The organism is Kitasatospora sp. NPDC056181 (assembly GCF_042266225.1).
Taxonomy (GTDB): Bacteria; Actinomycetota; Actinomycetes; order Streptomycetales; family Streptomycetaceae; genus Kitasatospora.
Genome location: NZ_JBHJUK010000183.1, coordinates 1 through 14,356, shown reverse-complemented (window position 1 = coordinate 14,356; position 14,356 = coordinate 1). Strand labels below are relative to the sequence as shown.

The 14,356-nt window shown below is 73.4% G+C and carries 14 protein-coding genes; 2 read left to right on the top strand and 12 right to left on the bottom strand.

Going from position 1 to position 14,356, the window contains the following annotated elements:
* Nucleotides 1–97: 97 nt before the first annotated feature.
* The 11 genes from ACFC1F_RS38720 to ACFC1F_RS38670 all read right to left on the bottom strand — a co-directional run bounded on the left by ACFC1F_RS38720 (nucleotide 98) and on the right by ACFC1F_RS38670 (nucleotide 12,402).
* Nucleotides 98–934 (bottom strand): alpha/beta fold hydrolase, encoded by an 837-nt coding sequence (locus ACFC1F_RS38720; protein WP_209415322.1) that lies wholly within the window; start codon nucleotides 932–934, stop codon nucleotides 98–100.
* Between the two features lie 174 nt (nucleotides 935–1,108).
* Nucleotides 1,109–3,856: a helix-turn-helix transcriptional regulator gene (locus ACFC1F_RS38715; RefSeq protein WP_376165758.1), complete on the bottom strand. Its 2,748-nt coding sequence runs from the start codon at nucleotides 3,854–3,856 to the stop codon at nucleotides 1,109–1,111.
* A gap of 41 nt (nucleotides 3,857–3,897) precedes the next feature.
* Nucleotides 3,898–4,785 (bottom strand): carbohydrate ABC transporter permease, encoded by an 888-nt coding sequence (locus ACFC1F_RS38710; protein ID WP_376165755.1) that lies wholly within the window; start codon nucleotides 4,783–4,785, stop codon nucleotides 3,898–3,900.
* Nucleotides 4,782–5,747: a carbohydrate ABC transporter permease gene (locus ACFC1F_RS38705; RefSeq protein WP_376165752.1), complete on the bottom strand. Its 966-nt coding sequence runs from the start codon at nucleotides 5,745–5,747 to the stop codon at nucleotides 4,782–4,784. Before ACFC1F_RS38705 ends, ACFC1F_RS38710 begins: the two co-directional genes overlap by 4 nt.
* Nucleotides 5,747–7,078, bottom strand: coding sequence for an ABC transporter substrate-binding protein (locus tag ACFC1F_RS38700; protein ID WP_376165749.1), 1,332 nt, complete (start codon nucleotides 7,076–7,078; stop codon nucleotides 5,747–5,749). Before ACFC1F_RS38700 ends, ACFC1F_RS38705 begins: the two co-directional genes overlap by 1 nt.
* Nucleotides 7,079–7,190: 112 nt before the next feature.
* Complete coding sequence (locus tag ACFC1F_RS38695) at nucleotides 7,191–7,385, bottom strand: hypothetical protein (protein ID WP_376165746.1); 195 nt, start codon at nucleotides 7,383–7,385, stop codon at nucleotides 7,191–7,193.
* A 305-nt stretch (nucleotides 7,386–7,690) separates the two neighbouring features.
* Nucleotides 7,691–8,431 (bottom strand): acetate uptake transporter family protein, encoded by a 741-nt coding sequence (locus ACFC1F_RS38690; RefSeq protein WP_376165743.1) that lies wholly within the window; start codon nucleotides 8,429–8,431, stop codon nucleotides 7,691–7,693.
* 67 nt (nucleotides 8,432–8,498) lie between these two features.
* On the bottom strand, nucleotides 8,499–10,382 hold the full coding sequence (locus ACFC1F_RS38685; RefSeq protein WP_376165740.1) for an amidohydrolase: 1,884 nt from the start codon (nucleotides 10,380–10,382) through the stop codon (nucleotides 8,499–8,501).
* Entirely contained in the window at nucleotides 10,379–11,047 is a 669-nt protein-coding gene (locus tag ACFC1F_RS38680) for a Dps family protein (protein WP_376165737.1), read from the bottom strand. The genes ACFC1F_RS38685 and ACFC1F_RS38680 overlap by 4 nt, the downstream gene beginning before the upstream one ends.
* A 171-nt stretch (nucleotides 11,048–11,218) precedes the next feature.
* Entirely contained in the window at nucleotides 11,219–11,734 is a 516-nt protein-coding gene (locus ACFC1F_RS38675; RefSeq protein ID WP_376165734.1) for a DoxX family protein, read from the bottom strand.
* Between the two features lie 5 nt (nucleotides 11,735–11,739).
* Nucleotides 11,740–12,402: a hydrolase gene (locus ACFC1F_RS38670; protein ID WP_148648093.1), complete on the bottom strand. Its 663-nt coding sequence runs from the start codon at nucleotides 12,400–12,402 to the stop codon at nucleotides 11,740–11,742.
* Between the two features lie 425 nt (nucleotides 12,403–12,827).
* Here ACFC1F_RS38670 and ACFC1F_RS38665 point away from each other — a divergent pair, with 425 nt between their 5' ends.
* Nucleotides 12,828–13,130 carry a GNAT family N-acetyltransferase gene (locus ACFC1F_RS38665; protein WP_376165731.1) on the top strand — a complete coding sequence of 101 codons (303 nt, stop codon included), beginning with the start codon at nucleotides 12,828–12,830 and terminating at the stop codon, nucleotides 13,128–13,130.
* A 171-nt stretch (nucleotides 13,131–13,301) separates the two neighbouring features.
* On the opposite strand, the gene ACFC1F_RS38660 is transcribed toward ACFC1F_RS38665, so the two are convergent.
* On the bottom strand, nucleotides 13,302–13,982 hold the full coding sequence (locus ACFC1F_RS38660; protein WP_376165728.1) for a hypothetical protein: 681 nt from the start codon (nucleotides 13,980–13,982) through the stop codon (nucleotides 13,302–13,304).
* Between ACFC1F_RS38660 and ACFC1F_RS38655 the strand changes: the two genes are divergently transcribed.
* The gene (locus ACFC1F_RS38655) at nucleotides 13,960–14,229 is read left to right on the top strand and encodes a ribosomal protein L7/L12 (protein WP_376165725.1); all 270 of its coding nucleotides are present in this window, start codon (nucleotides 13,960–13,962) and stop codon (nucleotides 14,227–14,229) included. The genes ACFC1F_RS38660 and ACFC1F_RS38655 overlap by 23 nt on opposite strands.
* Nucleotides 14,230–14,356: the final 127 nt, after the last annotated feature.

The following is a 14,356-nucleotide window of genomic DNA, read 5'->3' as shown; positions in this document are numbered from 1 at the left end:
GCGCTCCCCCGGGCCCGCCGGGTGCCGGCGCCCGGTGGCGCCGGGCCCGGGAGGCGCCGGGCGTTCCGGCGTCACCCGGCGGCTCCGCGGTGTGGCGTCACTTCGCCAGGAAGGCGAGGAGCGCGCTGTTGACCTCCTCGGCGTGGGTCCAGAGCAGGCCGTGCGGGGCGCCCTCGATCTCGACGTAGTCGGCGGACGGAAGGGCCTTGTGGAAGGGGCGGGCGGTGCCTTCGGCGGGCAGGATGCGGTCGGCCGTGCCGTGCAGGATCAGGGCCGGCACGTCGATGCGGGGGATGTCGGCCCGGAAGTCGGTGTACCAGGTCGACGGCGCGGCCGACGCGGCGAAGGAGCCGCCGCCCGCCGCGGTGTTCCAGCTGTTGCGGACCGCCTCCTCGCTGATCCGGGTGCCCAGGTTCTCGTCGAGGTTGAAGAAGTCGGCGAAGAAGGCCGTGTAGTAGGCGTAGCGGTCGGCCTTCACGGAGGCGACCACGCCGTCGAAGAACTCCTTCGGGGCGACGCCCTCCGGGTTGTCCTCGGTCTTGAGCAGGCAGGGCTCCAGCGAGGCGAGGAAGGCGACCTTGGCGACGCGGGCGGAGCCGTACGCGGAGACGTAGCGGGCGACCTCGCCGGTGCCCATGGAGAAGCCGACCAGGACGGCGTCGGAGAGGTCGAGGGTCTCCATCACGGTGTTCAGGTCGGCCGCGAAGGTGTCGTAGTCGTAGCCGGTCGTCGGCTGCGAGGACCGGCCGAAGCCGCGGCGGTCGTAGGTGATGACGCGGTAGCCGGCGTCGAGCAGCGCGGCGCTCTGGCGCTCCCAGGAGTGGCCGTCGAGCGGGAAGCCGTGGATGAGGACGACCGGCCGGCCGGTGCCGTGGTCCTCGTAGTAGAGGTCGATGGCGGTGGAGTTCTCCTGGCCCACGGTGATGTACGGCATGGGGTGTTTCCTCGATTCGGTTCGGCTGGTCCGCGCGTCGGGATCGGCGCGGCAAGCCGTCACGCTAGGCCCGGCAGGGCACCGGTTGTTGTCGCGCGGTGCACCGCACCTGGCCGGGGGGCGCACCGCGCCCGGCCGGGGGGCGCGGAGTCGCCCGCGCCGGGCCGGTCCCGCTCAGCCGGCGGGGGCGTCCCCGGTGCCGGCCTCCGCCAGCACCAGCCGGGCCAGGTGGACCCGTGAGTGGACCGAGAGCTTGCGGAAGACCGACGCCAGATGGGTGTTGACCGTGTGCGGGGAGACGACGAGGGCGGCCGCGGCCGACCGGTTGGTGTGGCCTGCGGCGATCAGCCGGGCGACCTTGCGTTCCGAGGCCGTGAGCGCCTCCCAGCCGTGGCCGGGGCGCGGCCCGGAGGGCCCGGTACGCCGCGCGGAGCGCTGCCCGGAGCGGGCCGCCGCCCGGTCCAGGCCGGCCCGGACCAGGTCGGCCTCGACGCTCGCCCCCGCCTGCGCGTAGGCCTCGTACGCCGTGGTCAGGGCAGGTACCGCGGCGGCGTCGCCCGCGGCCAGCAGTGCGCGCCCGAGGTCGGCGGAGGCCGCCGCGAGGTGCAGGGGGCGGGGTCCGGTGCGGAGGATCCGGACCGACCGTTCCAGGAGTCCGTGGTCGGCGTTCAGCAACGCGGCCGCGTGGGCGGCGGTCCCCTGCGCGGTCGGCACGGAGGGGTTGCGGGAGGCGTACCCGGCCGCCTGGGCGACGAGGTCCCCGGCCAGGGAGCGGTCCCCGGCGCGCAGGGCGATCCGCACGGCGTCGACGAGACGGGTGCGCAGCAGCCTCCACCGGACGAAGGGGTGGTCCCGCTGGGCGGACCGGACCCGTTCGGCCGCTGCCGCGTGGTCGCCGTCGGCATCGGCGACCACGGCCTCCAGGTACTGGTGCGCGGCGTGGTTCCCCGTGTTCGGCCGGTCGGCCAGGGCCGCCCTGACGACGTCCAGGTGTTCCCCGGCCGCCTCGCGGTCGCCGCGCAGCACCGCCAGCAGCCCCCGGCTGACCCGGATGTTGACCAGGTTGCCGGGCACCTGGATGTCCGCCTCCAGCCGTTCGGCGGTGACGAGGTCGGCCTCCGCGTCGTCGAGCCGCCCGAGACCCAGGTTCAGGCTCCCCTGGGCCCACGTCAGCATCGCGGGGCGCAGGTGTCCGTCGCCCGCCGTCCGCAGCAGCCGCCGTGCGGAGTCGAAGTCGTCCAGGTGGACCCGTGCGACGACCTCCTCGGGCAGGAAGGCCGCGTCGAACGCGTTCAGCGCCGTGTGGTGTCCGACGGCGGCGGCGCAGTCGCCCTCGTTGAGGGCGATCTCGCCGAGGCCCCACAGCGCGAGGACGCGGGCCTCCCGGTCCCCGGCCCGCTCCGCCTCGGCGAGCGCCCGTTCCCCGGTCCGGCGAGCCGCCCCGAGGTCGCGTCCGCGGGACCGGGCCAGCGCCTGGCGCGCGGTCAGCCGGGCGCGGACCGCCGGGTCGGTGACGACCGCCAGCGCCGCCGTGGAGCGGCGGGTCAGATCGTCGACGTCGTCCAGGTGCCACAGGGTGTCGCCGAGGACGGACTGCAGCCGGGCGAAGACGTCCAGCGGCGGCCGGCGGGCCAGCAGCGCGTCGCCGGTCTCCCGCGCCCGGGTGTACCGCCCGGCGCGGGTCAGCGCGGTGACGGCCCGTTCCCCCACGCTGAACGCCGCGGGCGCGTGGGGCGGCACGAGTTCGAGGGCGCGCACGGCCAGGTCGGCGGCGAGGTCGGGCATGACGGCGCTCACGTCGGCGGCGGCCCTGCCGAGCAGGGCGATCGCCTCGTCGTCGCCGGTTCCGGCGCTCTTCAGCAGGTGCGGGACCGCGTCGACGGAGGTCCCGCCCGTCGCGACGAGCCGGCTCGCGGCCTCCCGGTGCAGCGCGCGGCGCGCCGAGGGGGCGAGGTCGGCGTACACCGCCTGACGGAGCAGGTCGTGGCGGAACCGGAGGCGTTCGCCGTCGTCGTCGAGGAGCCCGGCGGCGATCGCCTCGTCCAGCTCGCAGATGAGACCGGAGGCGGGCCGGCCGCACAGGGCCGCGGCGTCGGCGAGCGTGAACGTGCGCCCGAGGACCGAGCCGATCCTCAGGAAGTGGAGGGTGTCCGGCCGGAGCGCGGCCAGTCTGCTGCGCACGCCGAGGACCAGCCGCTGCGGCGGCTCCGACGGCTGCGGCCCGTCCACGCCCGACGCCGCGATCCCCGTCAGCATCTCGGCCGCGAGGAACGGGTTGCCGCCCGACCCGTCGAGGAGCTCCGTGACCCTCTGCGGCACGTCCCCGCCCAGCACGTCGCGTGCCAGCTCGGCGAGGGCCCCGTCGGACAGCGGCCGCAGGGGGAGGCTCGTCGTCCGCGGCCCGTCCCCGGACAGGCCCGGGTCCTCCCTGCCCGCGAGCAGCCACAGGACCGGGGAGGTGCGCAGCCGGGCCGGCATGACGTTCAGTGCGAACCGGCTCAGCGGATCGGCCCACTGGACGTCGTCGATCGCGATCAGTGCGGGCGTGCCCGCCGACCGCTCCTCGATCAGCTGGGCCAACCGTTCGACGAGCCAGATGCGCTGGTCGTGATGGCCCGCGAGGTGCGCGAAGTCCGCGGTGGACAGCAGCGGCGGGTCGCCGTCCAGGAGGCCCGAGGCCAGCGAGGTGAGCGGTGCCAGGTCGTGCAGCTCCTCGGCCCGTCCCTGGCTGACGAGGAACCCGTTGGCCCGTGCGATCGAGACGGTCTCCTCCAGCAGCACGGTCTTCCCGATCCCCGGCTCGCCCAGGAGCAGCGCGATCGCGCCGCCGTCACCGTCGCGCACCCCCTCGACCAGGGCGCGCAGCCGCTCCAGCTCGGGCTCGCGGCCCCGCAGCCCGGGCCGGCTCGGCCCGCCGTTCACGGGCCGCTCCTCGCGGCCCCCGCACCGGCCGGTCCCCGGGCTCATCCCTTCACCGATCCGGCGAGCAGGCCCCGGGCGAAGTGCCGCTGGAGGGAGAGGAAGACGGCCACCGGGACGAGGGCCGACACGAACGCCCCTGCCGTGAGCCGCTGCCACTCGCTGCCGCGCGTCCCCGCCATCGCCGCCAGTCTGACCGTCATCGGCGCGGTCTCGGCCGTTCCGCCCGACAGCGCCAGGGCCACCAGCAGGTCGTTCCACACCCAGACGAACTGGATGACCGCGAACGTGACCAGGGCCGGGCGGGCGAGCGGCAGCACGATCCGGAGCAGGAGCGTCCCGTGCGAGGCGCCGTCGACCCGCGCGGCCTCGATCAGCTCCCGGGGCAGCCCGGCCAGGAAGTTGTGCAGGAGGAACACCGCGAACGGCAGCGCGAAGGCCGTGTGGGCGAACCAGACGTGGCCGAACCGCGCCGGTCCGGTGACGTTCCAGGCGGGCAGGAACAGCCACCCCCGGGAGAAGAGCCTCAGCAGCGGCACGAGTGCCATCTGGAGGGGCACGATCTGGAGCGCGAAGACGCCGACCACGAGCGCGTCGCGCCCCCTGAAGTCGATCCAGGCCAGGGCGTACGCGGCGAGGAACGCCAGGACGAGGGGGAACAGCACCGAGGGAACGGTGATGACGACCGAGTTGACGAAGTACTCGGCGAGCCGCCCCGACGCGTTGCCGCCGCCGGTGACCACCTCGCCGTAGTTGTCGAGCGTGAGGTGCGGCGCGCCGAACACGGTCCACCAGCCCGTCGTCTTGATCTCGTCCGCGGGGCGGAACGAGGAGAGGAGCAGACCGAGCGTCGGCGTCGTCCAGAGGACCGCGACCACCACGGCGGTCAGCGAGAAGGCGCGGGAGGCCAGACGCTCCCGGACACCGGTCACCGCGCGCTCCGCTGCGCCCGGACCTGGTAGGCGACGACGGGGGCGACGAGGACGAAGAGGAGCACGGCGAGGGCTGCACCGCGGCCCGTCTCCCCGTAGCGGAAGGCCTGGTCGTACATCGCGTGGGCGACGACCTCCGTGCCGAACTGGCCGGCGGTCATCGTCTTGACGATGTCGAAGGCCTTGAAGGTGCCGACCACCTCGGCGAGGACCACGACGAGCAGCGTGGGTCTGATCGACGGCACCGTGATCCGCCGGAAGACCTGCCGGGGGGACGCGCCGTCCAGCCGGGCCGCCTCGACCAGCTCGCGGGGAACGGCCCTGATCGCGCCCGTCAGCAGGACGGCCGCGAAGCCGGTCTGCGTCCACACCGCCGCCACGACGAGGAACAGGACGTTCCACGGGGAGTCCACGAGCCACTGCCTCGGCTCGCCGCCGAACGCGACGACGAGCCGGTTCAGCAGTCCGATCTGCTCCGCCTCCGCGGGGCGGTAGGCGTAGACGAACCTCCAGACGAGGCCGGCGCCGACGAACGAGACCGCCATCGGCATGAGGACGACGGACAGCGCGAGCGCCCTGAACCGCGAATGCGCGACGGCCGCCGCGTAGAGCAGGCCGACCGCGGTCACCAGCAGGGGCACCAGCACCACCCAGACCAGGGTGTTGCGCAGTGCGGTCAGCGCCCCGGGGTCGGTGAACATCCACACGTAGTTGTCGAGTCCGGCCCACGCGGTTCCCGTGCTGTCGGTGAACGACAGCGCCAGGGTCTGCAGACCGGGCAGGAGGAGACCGGCCGTCAGCAGCAGGAGTGCGGGGGCCAGCAGCAGGAAGGCCGCGCCCCGCCTGCGCGCCGGCCCCCGGTGCAGCGCCAGCAGGATGAGGAGGACCACCGCCGCGAAACAGGCGACGCCCTGGAGCAGGAACAGCAGTTTGGGCCGCTGGGCGGCGACGTCGAACGGCATCAACGGACCGGCCAGGACCGTTCGATCGAGTCGGCGACCTGCTGGGTGCCCGCGCCGCCGATCCAGTCGACGGCCCCCTTCCAGAACGTCCCCGCGCCGACCGAGGCGGGCATCAGGTCCGAACCGTCGAAGCTGAACCGGGTGTTCGGGTCCTGGAGCAGCTGGATCGCGAGCCGGTCGACCGGGGTGGCGGCGTTCGCCGGGTCCACGCCCTTGTTCGCCGAGACGAACGGGCCCTTCTTCATGCGCGCGTTGGCGAAGTCCGCGGTCGCCAGGTACTGCTGGAAGGCCCGGACCTCGGGACGGTCGGAGAACGCCGCGGCGAACACCCCGCCGCCCAGGACGGGTTGCCGGGCCGTGTCCGTCCCCGGCAGGACGAAGACGAAGACGTCCCCGTCCGGTCCGATCCTGGTGCCCGCCGGCCACTGCTCGGCGTAGAACGAGGCCTGGCGGTGCATCGCGCACGCGCCGGACAGGACCGGGCGGCCGGCCTCCTGGTAGGAGATCGAGGCCATCGACCGGGCCGGCCCGAAGCCGCCGTTGGCGTAGCGGTCGTTCCTGAGGATGGATCCCACGGTGTCCATGGCGTCGATCACCCGAGGGTCGTTGAACGGGATCGCGTGGGAGACCCACTGGTCGTAGACGTCCTTGCCCTGGCGGCGCAGCAGGACGTCCTCGATCCAGTCCGTCACGGGCCAGCCGGTCGCCTCGCCGGACTCGATGCCCGCGCACCACGGCTTGACGCCCGAGGCCGCGACCTTCTCCGTCACGTCCATCAGCTCGGACCACGTGCGGGGAACGCCCAGTCCCCGGTCCCGGAAGAACCTCGGCGAGTACCAGACGAGCGACTTCACGTTCGCGACCAGCGGGGTGCCGTAGAGGGTGCCGTCGACGGTCGTGTAACCGTTCCAGTCCGCCGACCAGCCCTGCTCGGCCAGGGACGCCACCGCGGCGCTCAGGGGCTTGAGGCTGCCCGCGCGCGCGAAGCGTTCCAGGAGCCCCGGCTGGGGGAAGAACGCCACGTCGGGCGCGCTCCCGCCGGCGACCCGGAGCTGGATCTGCGCCTCGAACTCCCCGTCGCCCTCGTACGAGACGTCGATCCCCGTGCAGTCCGCGAAGTCCGCCCAGGTCTCCTCGAACAGGTCGGCCTCCCGGTCCCGGTTCGACCCGTAGACGGTGACCCGGGTGCCGGGGTGCCTGCCGTACCGGGCGTACGGTCCGCAGTCGACGGTGGCCCGGGACCCGGCACCACCGTCCTGCGGGGCGCCGCAGGCGGTGGCCACCAGGGCCAGGGCGGTGACGACGAGCGCGAACCTCGCACCGAAGCTCATGGGTGTACTTCCTCCGATCACCCCCGGAGCAGTCTTGGGGGCGACCCTGGGGCGACCAGAAGCTATCAGCGCTCGAACGTCATCGACCAATCGTTCGACCTGGGGTTTTGTGTCAGCGGGCGGTGGACCGGACCGCCTCCTTGATCAACTCCGCCACGGCCTCGGGCCGGGCCGGCATGACCAGGTGCGAGGAGTCGACCTCGACGGTCGTCATGCCGGCCCGCCGGTGGCCGAAGCGCTCCACGTCGGGGTTGATGGTCCGGTCGTTTCGGTGGCCACCAGGCCCCGGGAGGGCTTGCTCCGCCACGCCTCGACCGGCGCCGCCTCCGTGAAGGCCCGTGCGGCCGGCGGACGCCGGGAGACGGCGGGCACCGCGGCGAGCCCGGGTCGACGTCCGCCGCGAACAGGGCGGGGAGCCGGTCGACCGCCACCGGGACGTAGGTCCCGGTGGCGGCGGTGGTGGTGGCTGTGGCTGTGGCGGTGGAGCCGGTCCCGCTGGTGGTGGAGCCGGCCACGGGGAACGGGGAACGGGGTGAGGACGAGCGCCTCGGCGAGGCCGGAGTCGGGAGTGCGCGGCCCGGCCGGCGGACGTGCGCGCGGGCCCCCGGGCGGTCAGAGCGTGCGGCGCACGCCCGCCTGGCGCTCCAGGTTGCGGAGCTGGACGGCCAGGTCGCCGTGCACGGCGGTGCGGGCGGGGCCGCTGCGGCCGATGGGCAGGACCTCCTCGCTGCGCATGTCCTCCAGCATCAGGGCGAACGCCGCGTACATCGCGACGAGCGCCACAACGAGGCCGAGGGCCCCGGACGTGCGCGTCAGCCACTCGGCGCCCGTGAGCCCCGAGAGGCCGGTGGCCGCCCAGCGGGGCAGCGAGACCGCCAGCACGAACCAGAGCGCGCGCTTGGGCCGGGTCACGGCGGTCATCAGCGCCCCGAAGCAGAGGAACGCCAGGTTGAACACGCCCAGCACCCGGAGGCCGTCGGCCGCGCCGCTGAACATGACGAGCGCGTAGGCCAGCCAGCTACCGGCGAACACGCCCATGAGCGTCGCCGCGATCACGTCGCGGGCGCCGAAGGCCAGGACGCTCACCAGGAGTTGCAGGGCGAAGGCGGGCAGCACGCACAGGGCGACGGCGCCCCGGGCCTCGGGTCCGAAGAGCCCGAGCTGCAGACAGCCCGTCATCACGGAGGCGATCGCCACCGTGAAGAAGCCCAGCGGCATGGGTGAGGCGATGGGACGCAGGTTGATCCGGGTCATCGACCGCAGGTCCGGTTCGAAACGGCGTGCCGGGGTCGCGTCCGGCCCGCCGTCCGGTGCTGCGTCGTCGCCGCCTGCGGCGGGGGAGGCTGTGGTCATCGTGCGGCTCTCTCGTTCAGTGGTCGAGCTCAGTGCTCGGGGTCATTGCCCGGGATCAGGGCTCGGATCAGTGGTCGAAGCAGGGGTCGAGGAACGACGGCGGCGTCCCCGGGTCGGAGCCCCGCGCGACGCGCCACCGGCGGTGCTGCTCGGACTCGGCGGCGGCCTCGGCCACGAGCGACGCCTGGCGGGCACCGCTCTGGTAGCCGCCGAAGTGGGCCACCGGGCTCCACCCCGGGCTCACCGGCGGGACGGCCTCGTCGAGTCCCTCGTACTCCGCACTCGCGTAGACGATCCGGCCGCCGACGACGGTGAGCACCGACTCGATGTCGGGAATGGCGGCCTCGGGCACGGTGAAGTAGTCGTCGGACAGGATCGCGAGGTCGCCGTAACAGCCCTCCCGCAGGGTTCCCTTGACGTCCTGTTCGCCGGTGAGCCGCGCTCCGCCCCGGGTGTAGAGGTCCAGGGCGGTCTCCCTGTCGATCAGGTTCCCGGCCGGGTAGAGCGCGGTGCCGCCGACGGTGCGCCCGGTCACCAGCCAGTGCAGCGCGACCCACGGGTTGTACGAGGAGACGCGGGTGGCGTCGGTTCCGGCCGCGACGGTCAGACCCCGGTCGAGCATGGCGCGGACCGGCGGGGTGTGGGCGGCGGCCTCGGCACCGTAGCGGTCGCGGAACGCGGTGCCCTGGAAGGACATGCGGTTCTGGACGGACAGGGCGCCGCCGAGGGCCGCGATCCGGTCCAGGCTGTCGGCCGAGACGGTCTCCGCGTGGTCGAAGAGCCAGCGGTTGCCGCCGGGGAAGAGCCCTTCCGCCGCGAGCTTCTCGAAGACGGCCAGGTCGCGGCGGATCGTCTCGTCGTAGGTCGCGTGGAGCCGGAAGCCCCACCCGTTCTCCATCAGGAGCCGGACGGCCTTCTCGAACTCGGCCTCGTACCCCGCGGCGAGCTCGGGACGGGGCTCGGAGAAGTTCTCGAAGTCGGCGGCGGCCCACGTCAGGTTCTCGCCCGCGCCGTTCAGCCGGAGCCACTCGTCCCCGTCCCCCGGCTTCACCATCTCGGTCCAGCGCTTCAGATCGGCGAGCTCCTGCCCGGCCGTCTGCGGGAAGAGGTGGTAGGCGATCCGCAGGGACAGCTCCCCCGACCGGGCGAGATCGACGACGGTGGCGTAGTTGTCGGGGAAGTTCTGGAACCCGCCGGCCGCGTCGACCGCGGACGTCAGGCCGAAACGGTTCAGTTCACGCAGGAAGTGCCGCGTCGACGTCCGCTTGTCGGCCTCGTCGAGGGCCGGCGCCTTGGCCAGGGTCGAGTACAGGATGAGGGCGCCCGGCGCCGCCAGGAGGACCCCGTTGGGTTCGCCGTCCCTGCCCCGGACGATCTGTCCGCCGCGGGGATCGGGGGTGTCGCGGGTGAACCCGGCGGCCCGCACCGCGGCCCTGTTCATCAGGGCCGACTGGTACAGGTGCAGGACGAAGACCGGGGTGTCGGGGGCGGCGGCGTTCAGCTCCGAGACGGTCGGCATCCTGCGCTCGGCGAACTGTTCGGCGGTCCAGCCGCCGACGACCCGGATCCACTGCCCCTTGGGGGTGCGGCCGGCCTGCTCCCGCAGCATCGCCAGGGCGTGGCGCAGGCTGCGCACCCCGTCCCAGCGCAGCTCCAGGACGTAGTTCAGGCCTCCCCGGATGACGTGCAGATGGGAGTCGTTCAGGCCGGGGACCACCCGGCGGCCGAGGGCGTCGACGACCCTGGTCGACGGCCCGACGAGGTGGGCGAGGTCGTGGTCGTCGCCCAGCGCCACGACCCGGCCGTCGCGGATCGCGACGGCCCGGGCCCCGGGGCGGGCGGCGTCACCGGTGAACACCTTCGCGTTGCGGACGAGGAGGTCGGCTTGCGCGTCTTCCCGCGGGGCGGGGACGAGGCCCGCCACCGGCATGCTCGTCGACGGCCCGGTCATGCGAGAACCCCGCGCGCGGTGCCGGTGTCGGCGACGACCAGCGGGGTGTCCACCAGGTGCTCGGCCAGGAACCACACCTGCGCCTCGCCGGTGCGGACGACCTCGGAGACCAGCAGGTCGGCACTGCCCTCGTCACCCTCCGCGGAGAGCCTGGCGGCGGCGTCCCGGGCGTCGATCAGGATCCGCTCGTGCGCGTCGAGGAGCCGCGACAGCATGACGGGGACCTCCTCGACGCCGTCCGGCGGCCGGGGAACGGACGTCAGCTCCGCGACGTGGCGCGGGTCTCCGACGGCGACGCCGCCGAGGCTCTGGACCCGCTCGGCCAGCGCGTCCACGATGGCCAGTTGGGCCTCCGCGTGCTTGTCCAGCATGAGGTGGAGCGAGTAGAAGGTCGCCCCGCGCATGAGCCAGTGGTGCTTCTTGTAGAGGGAGTAGAGGATCTGCGTATCGGCGAGGACGCGGTTCAGCCGCTGGCAGGCGTACATGCGGGTGTCGTGGCCGAGGCCGATCGGCAGCTGCTTGAGCGTGCCGAACGCCTGGGTCTCGGCGCCCTTCTGGTGCAGCAGCGGCTGGCCGCCGCCGCGCTGGTGCGCAGGCGTGTGCGTGGTGCCGGTTCCGTTGCCGGACGCGGTGTTCGCGGTGTTCGCAGTGTTCGCGGTTTCCATCGAGTACTCCTGGTCGGGAAGGCATGGAGGGCCCGGCCGCACGGTCGGGGGTGCGCGGGCGGCCGGACCCGGTCTCTGCGGCCCGCGGTCAGCACCCGCCGGGGACGGCGAGTCCTGCGGGGACGGCGGGGCCTACGGGGCTGACGAGGCCCGCTGGGCTGACGGCGGGGCCTACGGGGCTGACGAGGCCCGCTGGGCTGACGGCGCCTGCCGGTGCAGGACGAGCCGGGTCAGCAGCCCGCTGCCGAGACCGGCCACGAGGGCGACGGCCGCCCACCACAACGGGTAGGGCGTAAGGCCCAGGGCCGCGTCGAGGGACCAGCCGCCGGGCCCGGTGGCGGCCAGGGCGACGGCGGTCCCGATGAGGACGAGCGGGTACTCGTACCCGTCGTTCTGCACCCACAGGCCGTGGCGCCACTTCACGGTGAGGGCGACCGTCATGACCCCGACGGCCCCGGTCGCGGCGAGCGGGGTCAGGAGGCCGGCGGCGAGCAGCAGACCCGAGCCGATCTGGCCACCGCCCGCCGCCAGGGCAGTGAGGGCTCCGCCGCGGAAGCCGTCGGCGCGGAACTCCTCGGTGCCGCCCTCCAGCCCCTTGCCGCCCAGGTGCGTGCTGATCTTCTGCACGCCGTGGCCGGCGACGAGCAGTCCCACCAGCAGACGCAGGATCAGAAGGCCGGTGTCCACGGAGATCAGCCGGCCGCGTGCGCGCCGATGACGCTCTGCGCGTACACGACCCCCAGGCCGTACGCGCCCGCGTGGGCCTTGACGATCTCCATGACGGCGCCGTACGTCTCCTGCCGCGCCCAGTCGCGCTGCAGCTCCAGGAGGACCTGCACCCAGGTCACCGGAACCGCACCGGCGGCCACCATCCGCTGCAGCGCGTGCTCGTGGGCGGCCGGGCTGACGCCGCCGGAGGCGTCGGACACGACGTACACCTCGTACCCCTGCTCCAGCGCCGAGAGCGCGGGCAGCACCAGGCAGACCTCGGTCCACAGACCCGACAGGATGATCTTCCGGCGCCCGGTCGCCTTGACCGCCGCCACCAGCGCCTCGTCCTCCCAGGCGTTCATGCTGGTGCGGTCGACGATCTCGTGCCCGGGGAACACCTCGGCGAGCTGCGGCAGCAGGGGCCCGGAGAACGACTCGGCGGCGACCGTGGTCAGGACGGCCGGCACGTCGAAGGCCCGGGCCGCCTTGGCGAGACCCACGGTGCTGTTGATGATCGCGGCACGGTCGCCGCTGCCGGTGCCGAAGAACATCTGCGGCTGGTGGTCGACGAACAGCATGACCGCGTTGTCGGGCGTGAGCAGGTCCGCACTCGGAGCGGCCTGCACCTTGGTGATGTCGAACATGAGGGTCCCTTCGGAGCAATCGGTAGCGCACCGCCGGCTCGGCGGCTCGGCACACCCAGAAGCTACGACCGCCCCGGCCACCCGCGTTTGCGCCCTGCGCCCACGAGTTGGCACGACAGCGCACAACCGACCGGACCCACTACCCACCCCACCTGCACGCACCGCGCTGACATGCTCCTCCCCATGCCCCACGAGAACGCACCAGCCCTCACCCAGGCCGCCGATCCGAAAGACGTCACCCCCGAGCTCAGGCACCAGCTGATCGACTGCTGGACCGCGGTCACCAATTCGGGCGGTGCAGCCGGGTTTCCGTTCCCACCCGTCCACCACGACGACGTCGCACCCGCCACGGACAGACTCATCAGCCGTCTCCACCCCAGACACAGCCGCCTCATCACCGCCAGGCTCGCCGACACCCTCGCCGGATGGGTCGTCCTCAACCGCGACCTCAACCCGCTCGTCGGCCACTGGGCACGGTCCACCACCTCCAGACCCACCCCGACGTCCGCGGCCACGGCATCGGCTCCGCCCTCATGCGCGAGCTGCGACGGATCGCCCGCGACGAGCTGCAGCTCGAACAACTGCACCTCGCGGCCCGAGGAGGCGAAGGACTGGAGGACTTCTACACCCGACTCGGCTGGCGCGAGACCGGCCGCTGGCCCGGAGCCCTCCGCCTGGCCCCCGACGACACCCGCGACGAGGTCCTCATGCTCCTCGCCCCACTCTGACCCCAGCCCCCTTTGGACAACTCCCGGCGCGCAGGATGTGAACCTGTGGTCCACCGGGCCCCAGGAGGCGGAGATGGCCCGCCCGCCGTAGCGCCCTGCGCGCACGCTCCACGGCTTCACCGGAGTCGACGTGGGCCCGCCGGACCGTCCCCGGCCGCGTCGTCACCGTCACTACTGGGACAGGGCCGGCTTCCAGGCCTGCCCGCCGGCCGGGTAGACGTACAGCGGCCGGTCCTTCACCGCGCTGGTGCGGAAGGGGGTTCCGTGGCCGAGGTCGACGGGCAGCATCCCCCTCCGGTTGCTGCTGGCCCACTCCAGTTCCAGGTACCAGCTGACATCGTGGGAGGTGGTACCGGCGGTGACCTCGATGACCACGGGGTCGCTCTCGGTCACCCTGAGCGGCAGGCCGCCGCTGCCGTTGGCCACGACCGGAACCGGGCGGGCCGCGTCCAGATCGATGTCGTAGGAGCGGACACCGACGGCACCGCCGCAGCCCTCGCCCTCGCCCAGGGAGTAGGCGTTCCAGGCGAGGGGGGCCGCGACCCGGGTGATCCGGACGTTGAGGCCCGTCAGCAGCACGGTGCCCCAGCCGGTGCCCTGCACGGTGAGCTTGACCGACTGCGAGTGGCCCGGCACCGCGCCGACCTGCGAGGCCCAACCCGGTATGTCCGGCGCTGCGGGCGGCCGGGGGACCTCGGACGGCGGACGGTTGACCACGTACTGGTCGCACGGAGCGTCCCGGCCGGACCCGTGGACGGCGACGGTGATGGGGGCGCTGGTGCTCGGGTCCGTCCCGCCGGTCGCCCCGGACGGGCTCGCCCCGGCAGAAATGACCGAGTACTTCACACTCATCTGCGACGACATCCCCCACAGCGTGGTGCTCCTCGACGCCGGCCCCAGCCCGCTGGAGGTCGCGAAGACGTTCCGCGCCATGGCGGACGGCGGACTTTGGCGCGCGAAGCAGACCGTGACCGACACGCCTCCGGTTCTGCTCTTCGAACGGATCGAGGAGAACGCCGCGCGACGGCACGCCAAGGATCTGCGCGCAGCCGGTGCTTCGGTCACGGTGGTGCCACGGGCTACAGAGCGTCCCGCCTGATCAATGCGCCATCGGGGCCCAGCACGTAGGTACGGATACTGTTGGTGAATGTGACTGATCGGCTGCGGTGAGTGACGCCGGTCTTCGAGACTGTTCTCGGAGACCGGCGTTTGCTGTTGCGGGGTGT

What these genes read in the sequence shown, in the direction of transcription:
- ACFC1F_RS38720 (WP_209415322.1), bottom strand. Translation starts at nt 934, where the DNA reads ATGCCGTACATCACCGTGGGCCAGGAGAACTCCACCGCCATCGACCTC.
- ACFC1F_RS38680 (WP_376165737.1), bottom strand. Translation starts at nt 11,047, where the DNA reads ATGGAAACCGCGAACACTGCGAACACCGCGAACACCGCGTCCGGCAAC.
- ACFC1F_RS38705 (WP_376165752.1), bottom strand. Translation starts at nt 5,747, where the DNA reads ATGCCGTTCGACGTCGCCGCCCAGCGGCCCAAACTGCTGTTCCTGCTC.
- ACFC1F_RS38665 (WP_376165731.1), top strand. Translation starts at nt 12,828, where the DNA reads ATGGGTCGTCCTCAACCGCGACCTCAACCCGCTCGTCGGCCACTGGGC.
- ACFC1F_RS38685 (WP_376165740.1), bottom strand. Translation starts at nt 10,382, where the DNA reads ATGACCGGGCCGTCGACGAGCATGCCGGTGGCGGGCCTCGTCCCCGCC.
- ACFC1F_RS38660 (WP_376165728.1), bottom strand. Translation starts at nt 13,982, where the DNA reads ATGAGTGTGAAGTACTCGGTCATTTCTGCCGGGGCGAGCCCGTCCGGG.
- ACFC1F_RS38670 (WP_148648093.1), bottom strand. Translation starts at nt 12,402, where the DNA reads ATGTTCGACATCACCAAGGTGCAGGCCGCTCCGAGTGCGGACCTGCTC.
- ACFC1F_RS38655 (WP_376165725.1), top strand. Translation starts at nt 13,960, where the DNA reads ATGACCGAGTACTTCACACTCATCTGCGACGACATCCCCCACAGCGTG.
- ACFC1F_RS38690 (WP_376165743.1), bottom strand. Translation starts at nt 8,431, where the DNA reads ATGACCACAGCCTCCCCCGCCGCAGGCGGCGACGACGCAGCACCGGAC.
- ACFC1F_RS38700 (WP_376165749.1), bottom strand. Translation starts at nt 7,078, where the DNA reads ATGAGCTTCGGTGCGAGGTTCGCGCTCGTCGTCACCGCCCTGGCCCTG.